Genomic DNA, 21862 nt, shown 5'->3' on the forward strand with positions numbered 1-21862 from the left:
TTTCAATAACTGATATTGAAACGCTTCTTGCCCCTTGTTTTTTCGGTTTAAAGCATCCATGTTAGGGTTTAAGTTTATTCTCTTGCTGGAAATCTCATGCGTATCCCTCGAATTTATCATCCAGAAACCATTCATCAACTTGGCTCACTTGCTTTAAGTGACGACGCAGCAGGCCATATCGGCCGTGTTCTGCGCATGAAAGAAGGCCAAGACGTTCTCCTATTTGACGGCAGCGGCGCAGAATTCCCAGCGGTTATCAGTGAAGTCAGCAAAAAGACGGTTTTGGTTAACATTACTGAGCGTGTAGAAAACAGTATTGAATCCCCTTTAGACCTGCACCTTGGTCAAGTTATTTCACGTGGCGATAAGATGGAGTTCACTATCCAAAAGTCAGTGGAACTTGGCGTCAATACCATCACACCTCTGATTTCCGAACGTTGTGGCGTCAAGCTTGACCAAAAGCGCTTTGAGAAAAAACTCGCGCAATGGCAAAAAATCGCCATCAGTGCCTGTGAGCAGTGTGGACGCAATGTCGTTCCAGAAATTCGTCCAATTATGAGCTTGGAAGAGTGGTGTAAAGAAGAGTACGATGGCTTAAAGCTCAATCTTCATCCTCGTGCTAACTACTCAATCAACACACTGCCAACACCTGTTGAGAAAGTGCGCCTACTGATCGGCCCTGAAGGCGGTTTATCGTCTGAAGAGATCGAGATGACTCGAGAATATCAATTTGAAGAAACGCTACTCGGCCCTCGCGTTCTGCGCACCGAAACAGCGGCTCTGACAGCAATTACAGCCTTACAAGTTCGTTTCGGCGATCTTGGTTAAACGGAGAAAAATAATGATCAAACTCGGCATTGTGATGGACCCAATTTCGTCCATTAACATCAAAAAAGACTCTAGCTTTGCCATGATGCTTGAAGCGCAACGACGCGGCTATGAAATCCACTACATGGAAATGAATGATCTGCATCTCGATCAAGGCGTTGCCATTGCAGATACTAAAGTGGTGGAGCTAAAAGAAGATCCAAACGGTTGGTACGAGTTCAAATCAGAGCAAACGATCGAACTGTCTGAGCTAGACGCTGTACTAATGCGTAAAGATCCTCCGTTTGACACAGAATACATCTACGCGACTTACATCCTTGAGCGTGCAGAAGAACAAGGTGCACTGATCGTTAACAAACCTCAAAGTCTACGTGATTGTAATGAAAAACTGTTTACAGCGTGGTTCCCTGAGCTGACACCAACGACAATCGTGACGCGAAAAGCAGAGAAAATTAAAGAGTTTCGTGAAAAACATGGTGATGTCATCCTAAAACCGCTTGATGGTATGGGCGGCGCATCTATCTTCCGCGTAAAAGAAAACGACCCTAACGTCTCTGTAATCATCGAGACACTGACCAACCACGGTCAAAACTACGCAATGGCGCAAACCTTCGTGCCAGATATCAGCAACGGTGACAAACGTATCTTAGTCGTAGATGGTGAACCAATGCCTTACTGTCTAGCTCGTATTCCTGCAAAAGGTGAAACGCGCGGTAACCTTGCAGCTGGTGGCACAGGTGAGGCTCGACCACTAAGCGAGACCGATATTAAGATTGCTCAAACTGTGGCTCCTACACTGAAAGAAAAAGGCCTTATCTTTGTTGGCCTTGACGTAATTGGCGATAAGCTAACGGAAATCAACGTCACCAGCCCAACCTGTATTCGCGAAATTGAAGCGGCTTTTGACATCTCAATCACTGGCAAACTGATGGATGCGATTGAGCGTCGAGTAAAAGGCGAATAACTCAAACTGTATTACAGTTAATAGAGAGCGTAGTACATTAACTTAAGCAAACTCATGCACATACCTAGATGGTAAACTGTATGATGTTTGCTTAGGGGCATTTACGAGAGTTAAGGGTCAATATGAGTATGAATCTCACAAATCACTTTTTAGTTGCCATGCCTGGGATGAAAGATCCGTACTTTCAAAACAGCGTGATCTACGTTTGTGAGCACAACGAAGACGGCGCTATGGGGTTGATGATCAATGCTCCTGTTGATATCACCGTCGGCAACATGCTCAAGCAGGTGGAAGTTCAGCCAGTACACCCGCGCCTATTTGAAGCCAGCCTAGATAGACCAGTCTACAATGGCGGCCCAATCTCGGAAGATCGTGGTTTTATTCTGCATAAACCTAAAGATTACTACGAGTCCAGCGTCCAAATGACTGATGATCTCGCTGTAACCACTTCACGTGATATTCTTTCGGTGTTAGGAACAGAAGCAGAACCAAGTGATTACTTAGTGGCACTTGGCTATTCAGGTTGGAGTGCAGGTCAATTAGAAAGTGAACTGGTCGAAAACTCTTGGCTCACCATTGAAGCGACGCCTGAAATTATCTTTAATACACCAATCAACGAGCGTTGGAAGAAAGCGGTCGAAAAGCTGGGCATCGACCCCAGTCATCTTTCAGCAGACTCTGGGCATGCTTAGTCCGAAATACAGTTACATTAGATAGAGACACCTTATGTCACGCACAATTATGGCTTTTGACTTTGGAACCAAAAGCATTGGTAGCGCTATTGGCCAAGAAATTACTGGTACGGCTTCCCCATTAAAAGCCTTTAAAGCCAATGACGGTATTCCAAATTGGGACGATATCGAAAAGCAAATCAAAGAGTGGCAACCAGATTTGCTAGTGGTCGGTTTACCAACTGATCTTCATGGCAAAGACCTTGAGACCATAACCCCTCGTGCACGAAAATTTGCTAAGCGTCTGCAAGGCCGATACGGCTTACCTGTTGAACTGCATGATGAGCGTTTATCTACAGCAGAAGCTCGTGCGGAGTTGTTCAGCATGGGCGGCTACAAAGCCCTATCGAAAGGGAATGTGGACTGCCAGTCAGCGGTGGTGATTCTAGAAAGCTGGTTTGAAGCCCTCTGGGGTGAATAAAACACAATACTCAAAACAAGAAAAGGTTGGCAAGTGCCAACCTTTTTTCGTCTAAACACGCTTAATCCATATCGATCTTAACGTTAGCAAGACTGCCCGTAGAGAATGCTTCGCCACGTTGCGTTTTCAACATCAAGCGCAAATCATTCGCCGAATCGGCACTGTGCAGCGCATCCTCTTCGCTGATCTTACCTTGCATCACCAACTTATAAAGAGATTGATCGAACGTCAGCATACCAAACTCATTTGAGCGAGCCATGGTTGACTTCAACTCATGCAAATCTCCGCGGCGGATCAAATCCGATACTCGTGGGCTATTTAGCAAGATCTCAAACACACCATGACGCCCCTGCCCATTCTTATCTCGGATCAGCTGCTGACCAACCACACCTTTTAGGTTCATCGACAAATCAAACAAGAATTGTTCTTTTTGATCTTTCGGTACCAAGTGAAGAATGCGCTCTAAGGCTTGGTTGGCGTTGTTGGCGTGCAACGTTGCCATACACAGGTGACCTGTTTCAGCGAATGTCATCGCGTATTCCATTGTTTCACGGCTACGGATCTCGCCAATCAAAATCATATCTGGCGCTTGACGCAGCGAGTTTTTAAGCGCAACTTCATAGCTTTCCGTATCTAACCCAACTTCGCGTTGAGTCACGATACAGCGCTTGTGCTCATGCACGAATTCGATCGGATCTTCGACCGTCAAAATGTGTCCCGTCTTGTTGCTGTTTCGATAGCCCGTCATTGCCGCCATTGTGGTGGATTTACCTGACCCAGTAGCACCAACCACCAGCACCAAACCACGCTTGGCTATCGCTAAATCTTGCAACACTAACGGTAACTTTAATTGCTCAAAGGTGGGAATATTGGTTTCAATACGACGAATCACCGCACCCGGTAATTCCCGTTGAAAAAAGGCACTAACACGGAAGCGGCCACAATCTCTCACAATGGCAAAATTCGACTCACGACTTTTACGAAATTCCTGACGCCGATCTGGCTCCATAGCGCTGTCGAGTAATGCCGCCACATCACTCTCGGTAAGTTTTTCACCCTGTGGTCGCAATTCGCCATCCACGCGAAACAAAATTGGCGCACCAACCGTGATGTAAAGATCCGACGCTTTCAGCGCCAGCATACCTTCGAGAAATTTATTTAGATCCATCTTCCGTGTTCACCTACGTATTACGAGAATTGCTGCACTTCTAACCCGATCTTACTATCGACCTCTTCACGAGCGACCATACCTTGTGCCATTAACTGACGAGCATTTTGCTCCATGGTTTGCATGCCGTGAGCCGCACCAGTTTGAATGATCGAATACATCTGCGCGACTTTGTCTTCGCGGATCAAGTTACGAATCGCAGGCGTTGCCATCATGATTTCATGGCATGCAATACGGCCACCACCATTACGTTTCAATAACTTTTGCGCGATAACCGAACGAAGGGACTCAGAAAGCATCGAGCGCACCATGTCTTTATCACTACCAGGGAACACATCGATAATACGGTCAATGGTTTTTGCCGCCGAGCTGGTGTGTAACGTTCCGAACACTAAGTGCCCCGTTTCCGCTGCCGTTAACGCAAGGCTGATGGTTTCTTTGTCACGCATCTCACCAACCAGAATGACATCCGGGTCTTCACGTAATGCGCTGCGCAGTGCGTTTTGGAAACTATGCGTATCACGGTGTACTTCACGCTGGTTGATCAAACATTTATTGTTGTTGTGAACAAATTCAATCGGATCTTCAATTGTGAGTACGTGCTTGTTGTGATTACGATTAATGTAGTCAACAATGGCTGCTAAGGTCGTCGATTTACCAGAACCTGTTGGGCCAGTAACCAGAACTAAGCCTTTTTCAGCGTTCGCAATTTTTTTGAAGATCTCGGGAGCTTCCAGCTCTTCCAAAGTTGGAATGCTACTTGGAATGGTACGGAATACTGCCGCACAGCCACGAGATTGGTTGAAAGCGTTGACACGGAAACGACCAACGTTATGCAACTCAAAAGAGAAGTCGACTTCGAGTTTTTCTTCGAACTCACTGCGTTGGGCATCGTTCATGATTTCGAAAACCAAACGATGCACTTCTTGGTGTGTAAACGCTGGAATGCCTAGTTTTCTCACATCCCCATCAATACGAACCATTGGTGGGACACCTGCAGAAAGATGTAGATCCGAGGCATTATGTTTTACACTAAAATCCAGTAACTCAGTGATATCCATTTAAAATCCTTAAGTCTAAAGTACAGCTATGAGTAGTATTCAACAAAATATTGAACATATCACCTCTCAAATTCGATATGACGAGCAAAAATGTGGTCGAACTCCAGAGTCAGTGCAACTTCTAGCGGTAAGCAAAACTAAACCTGTCGAGGCAATTCTCGAAGCCTACCAAGCGGGACAAACCGCCTTTGGTGAAAACTACGTCCAAGAGGGCGTCAGTAAAGTTCAGCACTTTGCCGAGCATTATCCAGATAATCGAATCGAATGGCACTTCATTGGCCCGATTCAGTCGAATAAATCGCGACTTGTTGCTGAACATTTCGATTGGGTTCACACCATCGATCGAACCAAGATTGCTCAACGCCTGAATGATCAACGTCCCAGCGAACTTAAACCGCTACAAGTTCTGATTCAGGTTAACACCAGTGGTGAAGCATCTAAGTCTGGTGTCACCGAAGCGGAAGTACTCGAGCTGGCGGAGTTGATTTCTCGCCTACCCAACCTCACTTTAAGAGGGTTGATGTCGATTCCTGCCAACGTGTCTGACTACGAATCACAACTTCATGAATTTCAGAAGTTGGCTACGTTGAAGCAAACACTCGAAGCTCAGTTCCCAGAAATCGATACATTATCAATGGGAATGAGTGGTGATATGACCGCTGCAATCGAAGCTGGTAGTACAATGGTTCGTATTGGAACCGCTATTTTCGGCGCGCGAGACTACAGCTAAATCAACAAAACGCTCACTCGCGACATAAGTTATGTCGTTAATAGTTAGAGCGTAAATCGCGCAATCATCTTACTCGCTAATAGGAGCAGTAAGTAACAGCGGCGCCATTATACACCTGAGCGCACAACAAACTCTAAATATCATGATGGAAATCAGACAAATGGAACATAAAAAAATCGCCTTCATTGGTGCTGGCAACATGGTGAGAGCCATTGTTTCTGGCTTGGTTGCTAACGGATACCCAGCGCAAAACATTACCGCGACAGCTCCTTCAGAGGCTCGCCGTCTTCCGCTAGAACAAGATTTTGGCATCCGTACCACCAGCGATAACATCCAAGCTGCGACCGAAGCGGATGTGGTGGTATTGTCTGTGAAACCGCAAATGATGGCGGATGTTTGTAAACCACTGCAAGCGATCGATTTCACTAATAAACTGGTGATTTCTATTGCCGCTGGCATCAACTGTTCACGATTGGATGATATGCTAGCGACAAAATTGAACTTGGTTCGTGTTATGCCAAATACGCCATCACAACTTGGGTTGGGCATGAGTGGTTTATTCGCACCAGCTCATGTAACTGAGCAAGACAAGGCTTTTGCCGCAGAGTTAATGGAAGCGGTCGGTAAGGTATGCTGGGTTGAGCAAGAGTCTGGTATCAATAATGTGATTGCCGCAGCGGGCAGTGCTCCGGCATACTTCTTTCTGTTTATGGAAGCAATGCAAGCAGAAGCGATTGCTCAAGGCTTTGATAAAGACACCGCTCGACTATTGGTTCAGCAAGCTGCATTGGGTGCGGCCAGTATGGTGGTTAGCAACCCAGAAACTGAGCTATCGACCCTGCGTGAGAACGTGACATCGAAAGGTGGGACAACGGCAGAAGCACTGCGTACATTCAACGAACATCAACTTTCAGATATTGTTGCTAAAGCCATGCAAGCTGCTGTGGCTCGCGCGGAAGAAATGGAAAAACTGTTTTAATTATTTGGATGAACTCCGTTTAGTATCATCCATCACTTGTTAAGGGTACCTTATGAATTCAATGAGTTTTCTCATCTCAACCCTATTTGACCTGTATATCATGGTCGTAATTTTGCGAATTTGGTTGCAAGCTGCACGCGCAGACTTCTACAACCCATTCTCGCAATTCATAGTAAAAGCGACTCAGCCGGTCATTGGTCCACTGCGCCGCATTATCCCATCCGTGGGGAATATTGACCTAGCAACAGTGTTGTTTGCCTACGTATTGTGTGTGCTTAAATTTGTCGTTCTGATCCTGATAGCTTCGAACGGTTCCGTCTCTTTCAGCGCTGATTTCTTGTTCTTGGGCTTGTTATCATTAATCAAAGCCGCTGGAGGTCTGCTGTTCTGGGTACTATTGATCCGTGCAATTTTGAGCTGGGTAAGCCAAGGTCGCAGCCCTATCGAGTACGTATTCCATCAATTAACCGAGCCAATGTGCGCACCAATCCGTCGTATTATCCCGGCTATTGGTGGTCTTGATTTGAGCGTACTGGTACTGTTTATTGGCTTGCAGTTCGCGAACTTCTTGATGGGTGATATCATTGGTCCAATTTGGTTCCAGTTATAATGTCAGCCGCAGTTTGGCAAGATGGCGAGGACATCATCCTAAAGCTCTATATTCAACCTAAAGCAAGCCGCGATAAAATTGTTGGCTTGCATGGTGAAGAGCTCAAAATCGCCATTACTGCTCCACCTGTCGATGGCAAAGCTAATGCGCACCTAACTAAGTTCTTAGCCAAGCAGTTTAAAATCGCTAAGGGTTTGGTTCACATAGAAAAAGGTGAATTAGGACGGCACAAACAAATTCGGATAGAATCGCCTACCCAGATACCGACAGAAATTAAAGCCATCTTATGATGGCTTTTTATTTACAATTTTGTACCACACTTACTAGTACCAATGACTGAGTTCGCATTTTTATCCCGTGACCAAGGTAAATTGCGGCTATGGTTGTTTTATAACAAGTGCTTTGAGGAAGTAACAATGAGCAAATGGATTACCGCATTACTGATCAGCCTATTGTCGTTACCAAGCTTCGCCGATCAGTTTAAAAATATGAAAGATATCGAAGTACACTATGTCGCGTTTAACTCGACATTCTTAACACCGAAAGTCGCACGTAGCTACGATATCAAGCGTAATGGATACCTCGCTGTGGTTAATATTAGCGTGCTAGATAGAGCTTCATTGGGTAAACCTGCATTAGAAGCAAAAATTGCTGGACGCGCGAAAAACCTCATCGGCCAAACTCAGACCTTGTCCTTTCGTGAAGTCAAAGAAGGCAATGCGATATACTATTTAGCCGAACTACCAATTACCCACGAAGAAACTTTTACTTTCGATATTGACGTAAAAGCTGGAAACAAAGGCTCAGGTAAGCTTAAATTCACCCAGAAGTTTTATGTTGAAGAGTAATTGGGTTGTGATGATCCAAAAGCTTTTGGATCTAAGCAGGCTAAAAACCACTTATTAGTTAAAGAATATCTAGAGGAGAACGATTTGTTCTCCTCTATCACTATTAAAAGAGATTCCCATGAAAAAAATTGTGCTAGCAACCGGTAACCAAGGCAAAGTTCGTGAAATGGCAGATTTATTGTCTGACTTCGGTTTTGAAGTATTAGCGCAAAGTGAATTCAATGTATCGGAAGTAGCAGAAACGGGTACAACCTTCATTGAAAACGCGATCATCAAAGCTCGCCATGCTGCACAAGAAACAGGGCTTCCTGCGATTGCAGATGACTCTGGCTTAGAAGTCGATTTCTTAAAAGGCGCTCCGGGCATTTACTCTGCACGTTACGCAGGCGAGAACGCATCTGATCAAGAGAATCTAGAAAAATTGCTAGCGGCAATGGAAGGCGTACCAGAAGCAGAACGTACAGCACGTTTCCACTGCGTATTAGTCCTCATGCGCCACGAGAACGACCCAACGCCTATCGTCTGCCACGGAAAATGGGAAGGCCGCATTCTAACTGAAGCACACGGTGAAAATGGCTTTGGCTACGACCCAATCTTCTTTGTTCCTGAAAACAACTGTGCGTCAGCCGAACTTGAACCTGCACGTAAAAAACAACTGTCTCACCGCGGTAAAGCACTCAAGTCGTTGTTTGCTCAACTGTCTGAGCAAGTGTCTCAGTAATCACGAGCGAATTAGACCATGTTAACGCCCCCAGCACTCAGCTTGTATGTACACATCCCTTGGTGTGTACAAAAGTGCCCGTATTGCGACTTTAACTCTCACGCGCTCAAAACCGAGATTCCAGAAGAAGAGTACATCAGTGCTCTTCTAGAAGATTTAGATACTGACATTGAGAAATACCGCCTTAACGAAGTGCCACGTCCACTGCATTCAATCTTCATTGGTGGTGGTACGCCGAGTTTGATTTCGGCAGAAGGCATCGAGCGTCTACTTAAGGGCATTGAAGCGCGTATTCCGTTTAAGCCAGAAATTGAGATCACCATGGAAGCTAACCCAGGCACCATCGAAGCAGAGCGTTTTGTTGGCTACCGCAAAGCTGGTGTAACGCGTATCTCTATCGGCGTGCAAAGCTTTGAGCAACAGAAGCTTGAGCGTTTGGGGCGCATTCACGGCCAAGACGAAGCCGTCAATGCTGCTAAGCTGGCGCACCAAATCGGTTTGAACAGCTTTAACCTCGATCTCATGCACGGCTTACCAGATCAAAGCATCGAACAAGCCTTGGCAGATTTGGACAAAGCTATTGAGTTGGCACCGCCGCACCTGTCTTGGTATCAGCTGACCATCGAACCAAACACCATGTTCTACTACAAGCCACCAACGCTACCTGACGATGATGACTTGTGGGATATTTTCGAGCTCGGACACCAAAAACTTTCAGCCGCGGGTTATGTGCAATATGAAATCTCGGGTTACAGCAAGCCGGGCTATCAGTGTCAGCACAACCTCAACTACTGGCGCTTTGGCGATTACCTTGGTATTGGTTGTGGCTCTCATGGCAAACTCAGTTTTACCGACGGGCGTATTATTCGAACGACAAAGGTAAAACACCCGCGTGGCTATTTAGCGGCTTATCAAAATATGGTCAAACCTTATCTGCATACAGAACATGTCGTCGCGGATGAAGACCGTCCATTCGAGTTCTTTATGAACCGATTCCGCTTAATGGAAGCATGCCCGAAGCAAGATTACGTGGACACCACGGGCTTACCGCTTAGTACGATTCAAGAAACCATCGACTGGGCGATAGAAATGGGCTACCTGAGTGAAACGCCTACCCATTGGAAAATTACTGAAAAAGGGAAGCTCTTCCTTAATGATTTGCTCGAAGCCTTTATGGCCGAAGAAAGCGAAGAGTAACGCAACCCCAAAACAAAAAACGCCTCTCAATTGAGAGGCTTTTTATTTAGAAACAGTACCATCCTAAATAAGGTTGACACATTTCCAACATTAGAAAATTGAACGGCCAATTCGCTCTGAGAGCAGTTCAAGCGCCTTAGTACCCGCAAGCGAATTACCTGAAGGATCAAGCTCTGGAGACCATACTGAAATGGTCATTTCACCAGGTACTACCGCGATAATGCCACCACCAACACCAGACTTACCAGGCATACCAACGCGATAAGCAAACTCGCCCGCGCCATCATACAAGCCACACGTTGCTAACAGCGCATTAAGTTGTTTGGTTTGCACGGGAGAAACAACAGGCTTACCCGTTTGTACCGATGTGCCCTTGTTTGCTAAATAGCTAAACGTTTTAGCCAAATCGACACAGCTCATCTTCAGCGCACAAGCGTGGAAGTAGTTTTGCAGCACTGGAATCACTTCATTTTCGAAGTTGCCAAACGAGCGCATGAGATATGCAATCGCCGCATTTCGATCACCATGCATCATTTCGGATGCCGCGACGACTTTGTCATACACAATATGAGTATCACCAGAAAGCTGACGTACAAATTCCAATAGGCGCTGACGAGGTGCAGATAAGCGAGTTTGCAACAGATCCGCCACAACTATCGCTCCAGCATTAATAAAAGGATTGCGAGGAATACCTTGCTCCATTTCTAGCTGGATTAGCGAATTAAATGCCTGCCCCGAAGGCTCTTTTCCCACTCGAGACCAAATTTCTTCTTGCTTGTACAAGCACATCGCTAACGTCAAGCTCAATGCTTTTGAAATAGATTGGATAGAGAAAGGTTCATCGGCATCGCCCGCCTTAATAACCTCACCTTCGTTGGTGTATACCGCAATACCTAACTTGTTGCTGGGTACTTTTGCCAGAGCAGGAATGTAATCAGCCACTTTGCCTTGGCCGATTAAAGGGCGCACTTCCGCCAAAATATCTGTCAAAATTTCCACTGTCGGTTTCATTCTCTACCTTCTATTTACAAGAGAACTCGTTGAGCTCAGAGGTAAAAAAAGCCAACGTGTCGTTGGCTTTTCCATAGGGTTCGTTCGACTCAAGTCGATTATGGTTTTACTGCCACAATAATATTGCGGTTGATAGATTGATCAACACGGTGAAGATAACCGATGTAAGGCTCTTCTGAAAGTACCTTCCAACCTTGCTCTTCAAATAATGCCGCGACGTCTTTCCATTTCAACGTAAATTCATTGAAAGACAACACCACTGAACCTTGTTTTTTCAGTACCACTTTCCATGCAGGCAGAGCCTCTTTTAAAAGCTCTAGTGGGCTGCGGTTCAGTTTGCTGTCCTTGGCATTTTTGCTGCCGTGCTGCACGCCGTAAGGCAAGTCAGACACCATCACGTCAACTGAGTTCTTTTTCACGACTTGATCAGCGATACGAGTATCAGCCGAATACAGCTTCATAAACTGAAGATTGCCTTGGTTGTAATCTTCTTTATTTGCTGCAGCTTCAACCACGAAACCATCCGCCACTTTCTTGCCACCCGCAGTGCGCTTTTCTTTGCTCACTTTGTGCTTAAAGCGGCCATTCTTCATGAACTTAACGATAAAGGTCTGGATCTCTTGCACCCACTTGGCATTGATCTCTACCCCCACAACGTTCAAACCATGGATCAAGCCTTCAAACAAGGTTGTACCTTTACCACACATTGGATCCATTAAGGTCAGCTGCTCACTTCCCGTATTGGACGCACTAATGCCGATATTTACCATCAAGCGAGTAAACTGCTCGTTTGTTTTCCCGGTATAACGCAGAATCTGACTCATGCTTTCCGGGAAAGTATTGAACGCTGACGCTTGAATTGGTCGAAGTAAACCATCTTCGCGCACTTCAAATAGTGCATAGTAAATCGAAGAGGCTGCGATTCTTCGCGTCTGCTCATCGCTTAGAGCTTCCTGACAAGAAAACACCAACGCTGCAGGTAAGCCAACCTCTTTACTACCAATTTCTGTCACATCCACGCCTTGTGAAGCTAAAATTGCTTTTAGCTCTGAACAGGCAATGGTCATTGCGCTATCAAAGTAAATTCGGTTATGACCCGGATTCGCTAATATCGCGTAATGGTACATCCCATGAACTCCTCTAGTTACGCGATACGCTTATATTTGATATCCCACACACCGTGACCAAGACGGTGACCACGAGCTTCAAACTTCGTTAAAGGACGGTCGTCTGGACGAGGAACGAAATCACCATCTTTAGCAATGTTTTCGAAACCTGGCGCTTGGTTCATAACTTCAATCATGTGCTCTGCGTAGTTTTCCCAGTCTGTCGCCATGTGGAAAATACCTTCATTAGGGATCAGCTTCTCACGAACCATTTCAGCAAAACCTAATTGAACGATGCGACGCTTGTGGTGACGTTTCTTGTGCCAAGGGTCTGGGAAGAACAACTGCAGTGTCGATAGGCTGCCGTTTGGAATCATATGCTCAAACACTTCCACTGCGTCATGGCACATCACACGCAGGTTAGTAACTCCCGCCTCACGCGCATCCGCAAGACAAGCACCAACACCCGGGCTGTGTACTTCGATACCAATGAAGTTCTTCTCTGGTGCATTCTTTGCCATTTCAACCAATGAAGCACCCATACCAAAACCGATCTCAAGCACTACTGGGTTATCGTTGCCAAACACTTCTTTCCAATCGAGAAGTTCAGCTTTGAAGTCAATACCCATCGTTGGCCAGCATTCATTCATCGCGCTCTCTTGACCTTTAGTCAAACGCCCTTCACGGCGCACAAAGCTGCGGATTTTGCGGATCAGCTTTCCGTCTTCGTTGTATTCGTTAGTGGTTACTTCACTCATTGATTTTGCCTGCACATTGATTAATCAAAGCGGGGATTATCCAAAGAATTTACTGAGGTGCAAGTATTTGTTGAGCTCTTGGCCTATGGCAGCCCAAAAGCAATAGCACACCTCTTTATATCCCTACTGTTTATCCGTTGTACTTCTTGCCCATTATGTGGTGCAATTTTGCACCTAACCAATAATAGAATACAGAGCAAGTCGTGACACCTTTCGCCAATGCCATCCTAGAATGGTATGACGCATATGGAAGAAAAGATCTTCCGTGGCAACAAAATAAGACCGCATACACTGTCTGGTTGTCTGAAATCATGCTTCAGCAAACTCAGGTCACTACGGTTATTCCGTATTACCAACGTTTCTTGGAGCGTTTTCCAACCGTGATCGATCTTGCCAATGCTGAGCAAGATGAAGTCCTGCACCTTTGGACTGGCTTAGGGTATTACGCCCGAGCCCGTAACCTTCACAAAGCAGCACAAGAGGTCGCCTCTACATACAATGGTGAGTTTCCTCTTGATATAGAGAAAATGAACGCCTTACCGGGGATTGGCCGCTCTACCGCAGCCGCCGTTTTATCGTCTGTGTATAAACAACCACATGCGATTCTCGATGGCAACGTGAAGCGCACCCTATCCCGCTGTTTCGCAGTCGAAGGATGGCCAGGACAAAAAAAGGTTGAAAACCAGCTGTGGGAAATTGCCGAAACGCATACCCCACAAACGGACGTAGATAAGTATAACCAGGCAATGATGGACATGGGCGCAATGGTCTGCACACGCAGCAAACCCAAATGTAGCCTCTGCCCTGTGGCGGATCTGTGTGTGGCAAAACAACAAGGCAATGTGCTCGATTACCCGGGTAAAAAACCGAAAAAAGACAGGCCAATCAAGCAAACTCGTTTTGTAATGCTTCACCACAACACCGAAAATGGTCATGAAGTGTGGTTAGAACAAAGACCACAAACAGGCATTTGGGGTGGCTTATTTTGCTTCCCACAAACCGAACATGTGGATGTAGAAAGCGACATTGAATTGCTACTGGATCAACGTGGCATTCAAGCCAGCAATATCAAGCAGCAGCAAACACTGATTACCTTTCGCCATACCTTTAGCCATTACCACCTCGATATCACGCCAATTTTGATTGATTTATCAAAGCAACCGGACGTGATAATGGAAGGCAACAAAGGTCTTTGGTATAACTTATCTAAACCTGAAGAAGTCGGTTTAGCCGCGCCAGTAAAACTATTGCTGGAAGCGCTACCCCACGAACTTCGTTAATTGAATACAAGGAGTCATTATGAGCCGCACTGTATTTTGTGCTCGACTAAAAAAAGAAGGCGAAGGTCTAGACTTTCAACTTTACCCTGGTGAACTAGGTAAACGCATTTTCGACAACATCTCGAAAGAAGCGTGGGCTCAGTGGCAACACAAACAAACCATGTTGATCAACGAAAAGAAACTCAACATGATGGATCCAGAGCACCGAAAACTGATCGAAACAGAAATGGTAAACTTCCTCTTTGAAGGAAAAGACGTTCATATCGAAGGTTACACACCGCCGAGCGAATAAAGTCGCTTGAGTTAAAACAATGACATCACAACCACTTGTGGTGTCATTTTTCTATTACCTTCAATAGCCCTGATACTTATGAAAAAAATTGTCTTTATTGCTGCCGCACTTTTAATGGCTGGCTGTAGCCGTGAATTCGTCGAAAAGATTTATGACGTCAACTACGAGCCCACAAACCGTTTTGCCAATAACTTAGCTGAGCTACCTGGACAATTTGAAAAAGATACCGCCGCGTTAGATGCCCTGATTAATAGTTTCTCTGGTAATATTCAAAAGCGCTGGGGTAAAAAAGAAATTAAGTACGCAGGCAAAAGTAATTACGTCAAATATATCGATAACTACCTTAGCCGTGCCGAGGTCGACTTTCGCAAAGGCGTGATCACGATTGAAACCGTATCACCGACCGAGCCCCAAAAGCACCTCAAAGAGGCGATTGTCACTACCTTACTCACGCCAGACGATCCAGCTCACGTAGACTTGTTCTCCTCAAAAGGAATCACGTTAGAAGGGCAACCATTTCTGTATAAACAAGTTGTCGATCAAGACAATAAGCCAATTCAGTGGTCTTGGCGTGCAAACCGATTTGCGGAGTATCTCATCGCAAACAAGATCAAGACCAAAGACGTTGATTTCAAGAAAGCGTATTACGTCGAAATCCCCATGGTTGAAGATCATTTTTCAACACGCAGCTACCAATACGCCGATATCGTGCGCCGAGCTTCCAAAAAATACGATATTCCAGAAGATTTGATATACGCCATTATTAAAACCGAGAGCAGCTTCAACCCGTACGCAGTAAGTTGGGCAAATGCGTATGGCTTAATGCAAGTTGTACCTAAAACCGCCGGTCGAGACGTATTCAAGCTCGTGAAAAAGCGCTCAGGCCAACCAAGCCCTGAATATTTGTTTAATCCAGAAAACAACATCGATACCGGTACTGCGTATTTCTACATCTTAAAAAATCGTTATTTAAGAGAAGTCCATCACCCTACCTCTCTCGAGTACAGTATGATTTCCGCTTACAATGGCGGTACTGGAGGTGTTTTAAACACATTCCATCGCAGCGATCGCAAACGCGCAATGCAAGATCTTAATTCGTTGCAACCCAACCAAGTTTATTGGGCATTAACTAAGAAACATCCGAACGCAGAAGCACGTCGTTACCTAGAAAAAGTTACAAATTTCAAAAAGGAATTTAACTCAAAGCAAACTTTGTAGTGACAGTTGAATAAAAAGCGTTCGAACAAGCACTTTTTTGAAATTATTTAAAAAAAGTGGTTGACGCAAAGCGGGAAAATCCGTTTAATAGCGCTCCGTCGCCCGGATAGCTCAGTCGGTAGAGCAGAGGATTGAAAATCCTCGTGTCGGTGGTTCGATTCCGCCTCCGGGCACCACAATTTGATTTGTTGGTGTCTTAACGAAATGTTATAACACGGACAAAAGCACAAAGAATAAAGCGTGCCGACTTAGCTCAGTAGGTAGAGCAACTGACTTGTAATCAGTAGGTCACCAGTTCGATTCCGGTAGTCGGCACCATTCTTTTGCCTCGATAGCTCAGTCGGTAGAGCAGAGGATTGAAAATCCTCGTGTCGGTGGTTCGATTCCGCCTCGAGGCACCATATTTGGTGCGCTTGCTTAATTTAAATCATTGGCAAGACACAAAACAGGATAGTTCCTCCTTAGCTCAGTTGGTAGAGCGACGGACTGTTAATCCGCAGGTCACTGGTTCGAGTCCAGTAGGAGGAGCCAACTTCAAGAATTTCATAAAAATGAGATTCTTAAAACGAAGAGTTCATCTCTTCTAAAAAGAATAAAGTGTGCCGACTTAGCTCAGTAGGTAGAGCAACTGACTTGTAATCAGTAGGTCACCAGTTCGATTCCGGTAGTCGGCACCATTCTTTTGCCTCGATAGCTCAGTCGGTAGAGCAGAGGATTGAAAATCCTCGTGTCGGTGGTTCGATTCCGCCTCGAGGCACCATTATTTGGTGTCATTGCTAAACACGATACACGAATAATTCCTCCTTAGCTCAGTTGGTAGAGCGACGGACTGTTAATCCGCAGGTCACTGGTTCGAGTCCAGTAGGAGGAGCCATTTTTAAAAGCCGCATCTTTTGATGCGGCTTTTTGGCATCTGCCCTACGTTCATTTCATTCCCCCAGTTTCTCTGTTTCTCTGTTTCTCTGTTTCTCTGTTTCTAGCATCGCAAAATATTAAGCCCAATCTCTAAAAAACACTTATTTTACGATAAAAATTTAATCCTCATCATAATTTCAATACGCACTAGTATGCGCTCATATTCATCTTCACTAAGATGCCCGAGTTATTACATTTCTTCTTTTAGCTATGCCTTGCATAGTTATGACACTTTATTTGTGAGCCAAATATGAAACTAAAAACTCAAGCCTATTTATTATCTGCGATCATATTGCTAGCACTCCTAGCACTGACCGCAACGGGCTTATGGACACTTCGCGTCGCAAGTAACCTTGATAACAAAGCTCGGGTTACTGAGCTATTCAAAAGTGCGTACAGCATTCTTACCGAAGTAGAAAAAATGGCTATCGAAGGCAAAATGCCAGAGGACGAAGCGAAATCATTAGCCACTCGCCTACTTCGTAATAATATCTACAAAGACAACGAATACGTTTATGTCGCAGATGAGAACATGATTTTTGTTGCAGCTCCGCTTGACCCTCAATTACATGGCACAAGCTTTCACGATTTTCGTGATGGTGATGGCAACAGCGTCGGTCAGCTTATCTTAGATGTTTTGGGGCGCAAAACAGGTCAAATCGTCGAATATACTTGGAGTCAAAAGCAGCCCGACGGAAGCATTGAAGAAAAACACTCTATTGCCGAGAAAACACCACATTGGGGCTGGGTTGTAGGTACAGGGATCGGTTTTAATGAGGTGAATGCTCGCTTCTGGGCTACCGCCCAATGGCAGCTTGTACTGTGTTTAGTTATCGCGGGGAGTATTCTCGGTGGCCTGATTATCTCGATTCGCAAGATGCTCAATCTACTTGGTGGAGAGCCAAACGATGTGCGCAAAGCAGTTCAAGCTGTCGCACAAGGCGACATTCAGACCAGTTTTGATGCAGTGGCGCCGAGAGGAAGTATCTATCGTGCGGTGCAAGATATGAGTCAATCACTAGCCACCATGGTGACAAACCTTGAGAAATCCATGCACGCACTGCGCGCTGAGTTATCTGCCGTAGAATCTCGCTCAAATACGATTGCCGATCTCACCGTATCCCAGCAGCAGTCAACAGCAATGATTGCCACTGCGATGACTGAAATGGCATCTTCAGCCAACCATGTTGCCAACTCGGCAAGTGATACAGCAAACAACACAGACGAAGCCGATAAACAAAGTCAGCATACTCAGAAGCTGATTCACAGTACTGTTGAAAACATTCAAGGTTTGGCTTCTCAATTAAATACTGCAAGTAAAGCGGTCGCCGATCTAGATCAGGATGTAAATAGTATAGTGAAAGTGCTCGATGTAATTGGCGATATTGCAGAGCAAACAAACTTACTCGCACTCAATGCTGCCATTGAAGCAGCACGTGCCGGAGAGCAAGGTCGAGGCTTTGCCGTTGTTGCCGACGAGGTGCGTAACCTTGCAGGCCGAACACAAGATAGCACTAAAGAGATTCAGCATATGATCTCCAACCTGCAAGAAGGTTCCCGTAACGCTATTCACACAATGGAAGTGTGTGCAGAAACCAGTGAGGGCACAGTAACAGAGTCTAAGAATGCCTCTGAAGCTCTGCAGCAAATTGTAACGGCTTTAGAATCTATCACCGCAATGAGTCAGCAGATCGCGACCGCAGCAGCCGAACAAACTCAGGTTAGCGATGATATTGCGCTGCGCATAAATCTTATCGAGGAAAGCGGAAGCCAGCTCAACTCTGTGGTAACGGAGAGTCAATCAAGCACTCAAAGTTTAGCTTCGCTGGCGGATGAGCTAGAAGGTTGGGTAAACAAGTTCTCTGTAAAGCACTAGGTTAAAGTCAATTGTTTAGTATAAAGCACGTTTTCAAGCGTGCTTTTTTTGTTTTTATCCATTTACTCTACTTTCAAACTCCTATCTCTCCATTAAAGAAAGCTTAGTTAATGGTGTATTTGTATCAAAAATGCATAAAAACAGCCCACTCCGAGCACATTTTCATCAAACGATATTTTATTTTAATTTTATGGTTGACCTAAGAGCCGAAAAACCGTTTAATACACCTCGTCGCCCGGATAGCTCAGTCGGTAGAGCAGAGGATTGAAAATCCTCGTGTCGGTGGTTCGATTCCGCCTCCGGGCACCACAATTATTAATTGTTGGTGCTTAGCACGAACAATATTTAAAGAATATAGTGTGCCGACTTAGCTCAGTAGGTAGAGCAACTGACTTGTAATCAGTAGGTCACCAGTTCGATTCCGGTAGTCGGCACCATTTATTCTCTTAAAAAGACAATTCCTCCTTAGCTCAGTTGGTAGAGCGACGGACTGTTAATCCGCAGGTCACTGGTTCGAGTCCAGTAGGAGGAGCCATTTTTCAGTTAGTAAGTCGATTACTTATTAACGAAAATGTGCCGACTTAGCTCAGTAGGTAGAGCAACTGACTTGTAATCAGTAGGTCACCAGTTCGATTCCGGTAGTCGGCACCACTTATTAAAATTTGTTCCTCCTTAGCTCAGTTGGTAGAGCGACGGACTGTTAATCCGCAGGTCACTGGTTCGAGTCCAGTAGGAGGAGCCATATTAGAAAAAGCCGTATCTCTTGATACGGCTTTTTTGCATTGGTTTAAAGTCAAACTCTTTTCTACTCATGTCACTCAGGAAAGAAAATCAGAGTTTAGATCATTACCTTGAAGGCATCGCTTAACTTAGAGTGGAATATCTGCTCACCAACAACTCTGCTTTCTATCGATAGTCCCACCATAAGCAATGTTCACCAATAAATAATAATCATAGTGGGTGGCACACATCTCCCAGATCAAAAAAAGCCAGGTAAAACCCAGCTTTTTGCTTAAATCAACCAACTCAGCTTAAACCACCGAGACAAATATACTTTGTCTCCAAATATTCATCGAGCCCTTGTTTCGCACCTTCTCGGCCAACTCCTGATTCTTTCACTCCACCAAACGGGGCCACCTCAGTAGAAATAATCCCCTCATTGACACCAACCATGCCGTATTCCAGACCTTCGCTGAAAGCAACAATACGCTTGAAGTTATTCGTGTAGAAGTAACAAGCCAAACCATACTCTGTGTCATTCGCCATTCCGAGAACTTGTTCATCATTCTCAAAGGCAATAATAGGTAACACAGGCCCGAATAGCTCTTGCTGAACAATCGACATATGCTGCTTGACGCTATCCAAAAGAACGGGCTCCATAAAGCGCCCAGGGCGTCTCTGTGGAGAGTTGGCAATAGAAGCCCCTTCTTGTACAGCTTGATCGATCACCGCCTCTAGACGATGTTTAGAAGCCATCGTAATAACCGGACCTAATGTGACACCTTTCTCTAAACCATTACCAAGCTGTAATTTGTTTAACTTCGACAATACTTTTTCAATAAAAACTTGTTTTACACCTTCATGAACATACAGCCGATTGGTACAAACACATGTTTGCCCTGCATTACGGAACTTCGAAGCGACAAGCCCTTCCGCCGCCGCATCTAAATCTGCATCTTCAAAAACAATAAAAGGTGCATTACCACCTAACTCCATCGAAACCGCTTTGACAGAGTCACTGGCTTGTTTCATCAAAATCTTCCCGACTCGCGTAGAGCCCGTAAAAGAAACTTTCTTAATCCTAGGATCAGTACTTAGTACTTGGCCAAACTCAGCTGCCTGCTCTGATACCACCACAGGAAGCAGTTCTTTTGGGATTCCTGCCTGATAAGCTAATTCAACAACAGCAATTGCAGTAAGAGGTGTAAGCTCAGAGGGTTTAATCAGCATACCACAGCCTGCCGCCAGGGCTGGTGCTGCTTTTCTTGTAATCATCGCAATAGGGAAGTTCCACGGCGTAATTGCAGCGCATACCCCTACAGGCTGGCGAATAGCAGACAGACGTCGATCTGTCGTGGGGGCAGGTATAACTTCGCCATAAGCACGTTTGGCTTCTTCTGAGAACCACTCGACAAAAGAGGCACCATACATCACCTCTCCTTTACTTTCAGTTAATGGTTTTCCCTGCTCTAAGGTAATAATTGTGGCAATGCCTTCTGCATTATCAAGGAGTAATTGATACCACTTTTTCAAGCGACGAGAGCGCTCTTTGGCACTTAACTTTGCCCAGCGAATTTGCTCGGTTTTACACTTACCAATAATGTCATCTAATTCCTCAAGAGCACTGGGCTTTAATCGAACTAACTCTTGCTCAGTTGCAGGGTTGATGACCACAATTCCCTCTTCGGAAGACCATTGTTTAAATACGGATTTCAAGGTTTCATTTTTTATTTGTTGCATCATCAAACTTACTCCTACGAGAACTCCTCTTAGGTTAATCTTTACTAGCAAGATCAGCAAAGAAAACAAAGTTTTCTAAAAGACATGAATGTTCGAATGACTTTATTCTCTTAACAGTCTAGACGCTCATTCTCTTCCAATGACTAAATCAGACTAGCGGTAACAAACCCCAGCAATCCATTCTCCTAGGGACTATCCAGAACACTAGAACGATGAATATGTGCGAAGTAGCAGTAGAAAACTCTTATTAGAGAGGAGCGTTAACGAAATACGCAGTGGCAAGAATGCAGACTACGAGCTAGCTCATGCGGATTCATCGGTCTCCAGCATTTACTATAGGCTCGAATCTGTAGAGAAATGGGCAAGATTACATTCAACTAGAATTGTGCAACTCGGTTACAGAGAAAGCTGGCACTACAGATACCAAAAGTCTTAGTCTTTCAAAAGTGGCAGCGGATCCGGGCTACGAGTAGGCCTTCTGCGGGAGTCATTCGAACGAAGGGAGAAATATACTTGCATTAACGAAAAAGCCCCAGTCTTTCGACTGGGGCTTAATATAAATGGCGGAGTGGACGGGACTCGAACCCGCGACCCCCGGCGTGACAGGCCGGTATTCTAACCAACTGAACTACCACTCCGCAGTGGTATCACTCGCTTGTAATCAGCAAGTGTCCAAAATTTAAAGCCT

21 protein-coding genes and 13 tRNA genes are annotated in these 21862 nt (G+C 45.2%); 27 read left to right on the forward strand and 7 right to left on the reverse strand.

Annotation, left to right across the window (positions count from 1 at the left end):
- Positions 1–96: 96 nt before the first annotated feature.
- The 4 genes from rsmE (at position 97) to ruvX (ending at position 2944) form a co-directional block, all read left to right on the forward strand.
- Positions 97–828 (forward strand): 16S rRNA (uracil(1498)-N(3))-methyltransferase, encoded by a 732-nt coding sequence (gene rsmE / locus FKN16_RS20940; protein WP_005393970.1) that lies wholly within the window; start codon positions 97–99, stop codon positions 826–828.
- Positions 829–841: 13 nt separating this feature from the next.
- Complete coding sequence (gene gshB, locus FKN16_RS20945; RefSeq protein ID WP_006743090.1) at positions 842–1792, forward strand: glutathione synthase; 951 nt, start codon at positions 842–844, stop codon at positions 1790–1792.
- 128 nt (positions 1793–1920) lie between these two features.
- A complete protein-coding gene (locus tag FKN16_RS20950; protein ID WP_005381020.1) occupies positions 1921–2484 on the forward strand; it encodes a YqgE/AlgH family protein in 564 nt (187 codons plus the stop codon).
- A gap of 34 nt (positions 2485–2518) precedes the next feature.
- Positions 2519–2944, forward strand: coding sequence for a Holliday junction resolvase RuvX (gene ruvX / locus FKN16_RS20955; RefSeq protein WP_005381017.1), 426 nt, complete (start codon positions 2519–2521; stop codon positions 2942–2944).
- A 61-nt stretch (positions 2945–3005) separates the two neighbouring features.
- On the opposite strand, the gene FKN16_RS20960 is transcribed toward ruvX, so the two are convergent.
- Positions 3006–4112 carry a PilT/PilU family type 4a pilus ATPase gene (locus FKN16_RS20960; protein ID WP_006743091.1) on the reverse strand — a complete coding sequence of 369 codons (1107 nt, stop codon included), beginning with the start codon at positions 4110–4112 and terminating at the stop codon, positions 3006–3008.
- Between the two features lie 20 nt (positions 4113–4132).
- Entirely contained in the window at positions 4133–5173 is a 1041-nt protein-coding gene (locus tag FKN16_RS20965; protein ID WP_005381015.1) for a type IV pilus twitching motility protein PilT, read from the reverse strand.
- 28 nt (positions 5174–5201) lie between these two features.
- On the opposite strand from FKN16_RS20965, the gene FKN16_RS20970 reads away from it, so the two are divergent.
- From FKN16_RS20970 to hemW, 7 genes are all read left to right on the forward strand, one after another.
- The gene (locus FKN16_RS20970) at positions 5202–5903 is read left to right on the forward strand and encodes a YggS family pyridoxal phosphate-dependent enzyme (RefSeq protein ID WP_170903478.1); all 702 of its coding nucleotides are present in this window, start codon (positions 5202–5204) and stop codon (positions 5901–5903) included.
- Positions 5904–6063: 160 nt separating this feature from the next.
- Entirely contained in the window at positions 6064–6882 is an 819-nt protein-coding gene (gene proC, locus FKN16_RS20975; protein ID WP_047008834.1) for a pyrroline-5-carboxylate reductase, read from the forward strand.
- Between the two features lie 52 nt (positions 6883–6934).
- The gene (locus FKN16_RS20980; RefSeq protein ID WP_012841393.1) at positions 6935–7492 is read left to right on the forward strand and encodes a YggT family protein; all 558 of its coding nucleotides are present in this window, start codon (positions 6935–6937) and stop codon (positions 7490–7492) included.
- On the forward strand, positions 7492–7782 hold the full coding sequence (gene yggU, locus FKN16_RS20985) for a DUF167 family protein YggU (RefSeq protein ID WP_005393980.1): 291 nt from the start codon (positions 7492–7494) through the stop codon (positions 7780–7782). The genes FKN16_RS20980 and yggU overlap by 1 nt, the downstream gene beginning before the upstream one ends.
- Before the next feature lie 126 nt (positions 7783–7908).
- Entirely contained in the window at positions 7909–8340 is a 432-nt protein-coding gene (locus FKN16_RS20990; RefSeq protein WP_005393982.1) for a DUF4426 domain-containing protein, read from the forward strand.
- Positions 8341–8458: 118 nt separating this feature from the next.
- Complete coding sequence (locus FKN16_RS20995; protein WP_074191809.1) at positions 8459–9061, forward strand: XTP/dITP diphosphatase; 603 nt, start codon at positions 8459–8461, stop codon at positions 9059–9061.
- Positions 9062–9079: 18 nt separating this feature from the next.
- Positions 9080–10258 (forward strand): radical SAM family heme chaperone HemW, encoded by a 1179-nt coding sequence (gene hemW / locus FKN16_RS21000; RefSeq protein WP_170903479.1) that lies wholly within the window; start codon positions 9080–9082, stop codon positions 10256–10258.
- Positions 10259–10348: 90 nt separating this feature from the next.
- Here hemW and glsB read toward each other — a convergent pair whose 3' ends face one another.
- The 3 genes from glsB to trmB all read right to left on the reverse strand — a co-directional run bounded on the left by glsB (position 10349) and on the right by trmB (position 13133).
- Positions 10349–11269, reverse strand: coding sequence for a glutaminase B (glsB, locus tag FKN16_RS21005; protein WP_005381007.1), 921 nt, complete (start codon positions 11267–11269; stop codon positions 10349–10351).
- 98 nt (positions 11270–11367) lie between these two features.
- Positions 11368–12396, reverse strand: coding sequence for a DNA methylase (locus FKN16_RS21010; RefSeq protein ID WP_104970972.1), 1029 nt, complete (start codon positions 12394–12396; stop codon positions 11368–11370).
- A 17-nt stretch (positions 12397–12413) separates the two neighbouring features.
- Positions 12414–13133 (reverse strand): tRNA (guanosine(46)-N7)-methyltransferase TrmB, encoded by a 720-nt coding sequence (gene trmB, locus FKN16_RS21015; protein ID WP_006743099.1) that lies wholly within the window; start codon positions 13131–13133, stop codon positions 12414–12416.
- A gap of 203 nt (positions 13134–13336) precedes the next feature.
- Here trmB and mutY point away from each other — a divergent pair, with 203 nt between their 5' ends.
- The 16 genes from mutY (at position 13337) to FKN16_RS21095 (ending at position 19456) form a co-directional block, all read left to right on the forward strand.
- Positions 13337–14413 (forward strand): A/G-specific adenine glycosylase, encoded by a 1077-nt coding sequence (gene mutY / locus FKN16_RS21020; RefSeq protein WP_170903480.1) that lies wholly within the window; start codon positions 13337–13339, stop codon positions 14411–14413.
- A 19-nt stretch (positions 14414–14432) separates the two neighbouring features.
- Positions 14433–14705, forward strand: coding sequence for an oxidative damage protection protein (locus FKN16_RS21025; protein WP_005381002.1), 273 nt, complete (start codon positions 14433–14435; stop codon positions 14703–14705).
- A gap of 78 nt (positions 14706–14783) precedes the next feature.
- On the forward strand, positions 14784–15923 hold the full coding sequence (mltC, locus tag FKN16_RS21030) for a membrane-bound lytic murein transglycosylase MltC (RefSeq protein ID WP_005393998.1): 1140 nt from the start codon (positions 14784–14786) through the stop codon (positions 15921–15923).
- Between the two features lie 100 nt (positions 15924–16023).
- Positions 16024–16099: transfer RNA gene (locus tag FKN16_RS21035), tRNA-Phe, on the forward strand.
- Between the two features lie 66 nt (positions 16100–16165).
- Positions 16166–16241 (forward strand) — tRNA-Thr (locus FKN16_RS21040).
- Positions 16242–16248: 7 nt separating this feature from the next.
- Positions 16249–16324: transfer RNA gene (locus FKN16_RS21045), tRNA-Phe, on the forward strand.
- Between the two features lie 54 nt (positions 16325–16378).
- Positions 16379–16454, forward strand: a tRNA-Asn gene (locus FKN16_RS21050).
- A 70-nt stretch (positions 16455–16524) separates the two neighbouring features.
- Positions 16525–16600 (forward strand) — tRNA-Thr (locus FKN16_RS21055).
- Positions 16601–16607: 7 nt separating this feature from the next.
- Positions 16608–16683, forward strand: a tRNA-Phe gene (locus FKN16_RS21060).
- A 38-nt stretch (positions 16684–16721) separates the two neighbouring features.
- Positions 16722–16797 (forward strand) — tRNA-Asn (locus tag FKN16_RS21065).
- 291 nt (positions 16798–17088) lie between these two features.
- Positions 17089–18714 (forward strand): methyl-accepting chemotaxis protein, encoded by a 1626-nt coding sequence (locus FKN16_RS21070; protein ID WP_170903481.1) that lies wholly within the window; start codon positions 17089–17091, stop codon positions 18712–18714.
- Between the two features lie 233 nt (positions 18715–18947).
- Positions 18948–19023, forward strand: a tRNA-Phe gene (locus FKN16_RS21075).
- 52 nt (positions 19024–19075) lie between these two features.
- Positions 19076–19151: transfer RNA gene (locus tag FKN16_RS21080), tRNA-Thr, on the forward strand.
- Between the two features lie 22 nt (positions 19152–19173).
- Positions 19174–19249, forward strand: a tRNA-Asn gene (locus FKN16_RS21085).
- A 40-nt stretch (positions 19250–19289) separates the two neighbouring features.
- A tRNA-Thr gene (locus FKN16_RS21090) sits at positions 19290–19365 on the forward strand.
- A gap of 15 nt (positions 19366–19380) precedes the next feature.
- A tRNA-Asn gene (locus FKN16_RS21095) sits at positions 19381–19456 on the forward strand.
- Positions 19457–19740: 284 nt separating this feature from the next.
- Here FKN16_RS21095 and FKN16_RS21100 read toward each other — a convergent pair.
- Together FKN16_RS21100 and FKN16_RS21105 are read right to left on the reverse strand one after the other, a co-directional pair.
- The gene (locus tag FKN16_RS21100) at positions 19741–21177 is read right to left on the reverse strand and encodes an NAD-dependent succinate-semialdehyde dehydrogenase (protein ID WP_170903482.1); all 1437 of its coding nucleotides are present in this window, start codon (positions 21175–21177) and stop codon (positions 19741–19743) included.
- Positions 21178–21735: 558 nt separating this feature from the next.
- Positions 21736–21812, reverse strand: a tRNA-Asp gene (locus tag FKN16_RS21105).
- Positions 21813–21862: the final 50 nt, after the last annotated feature.

It is taken from the genome of Vibrio sp. 11-4(1) (assembly GCF_013048625.1).
Classification (GTDB): domain Bacteria; phylum Pseudomonadota; class Gammaproteobacteria; order Enterobacterales; family Vibrionaceae; genus Vibrio; species Vibrio diabolicus.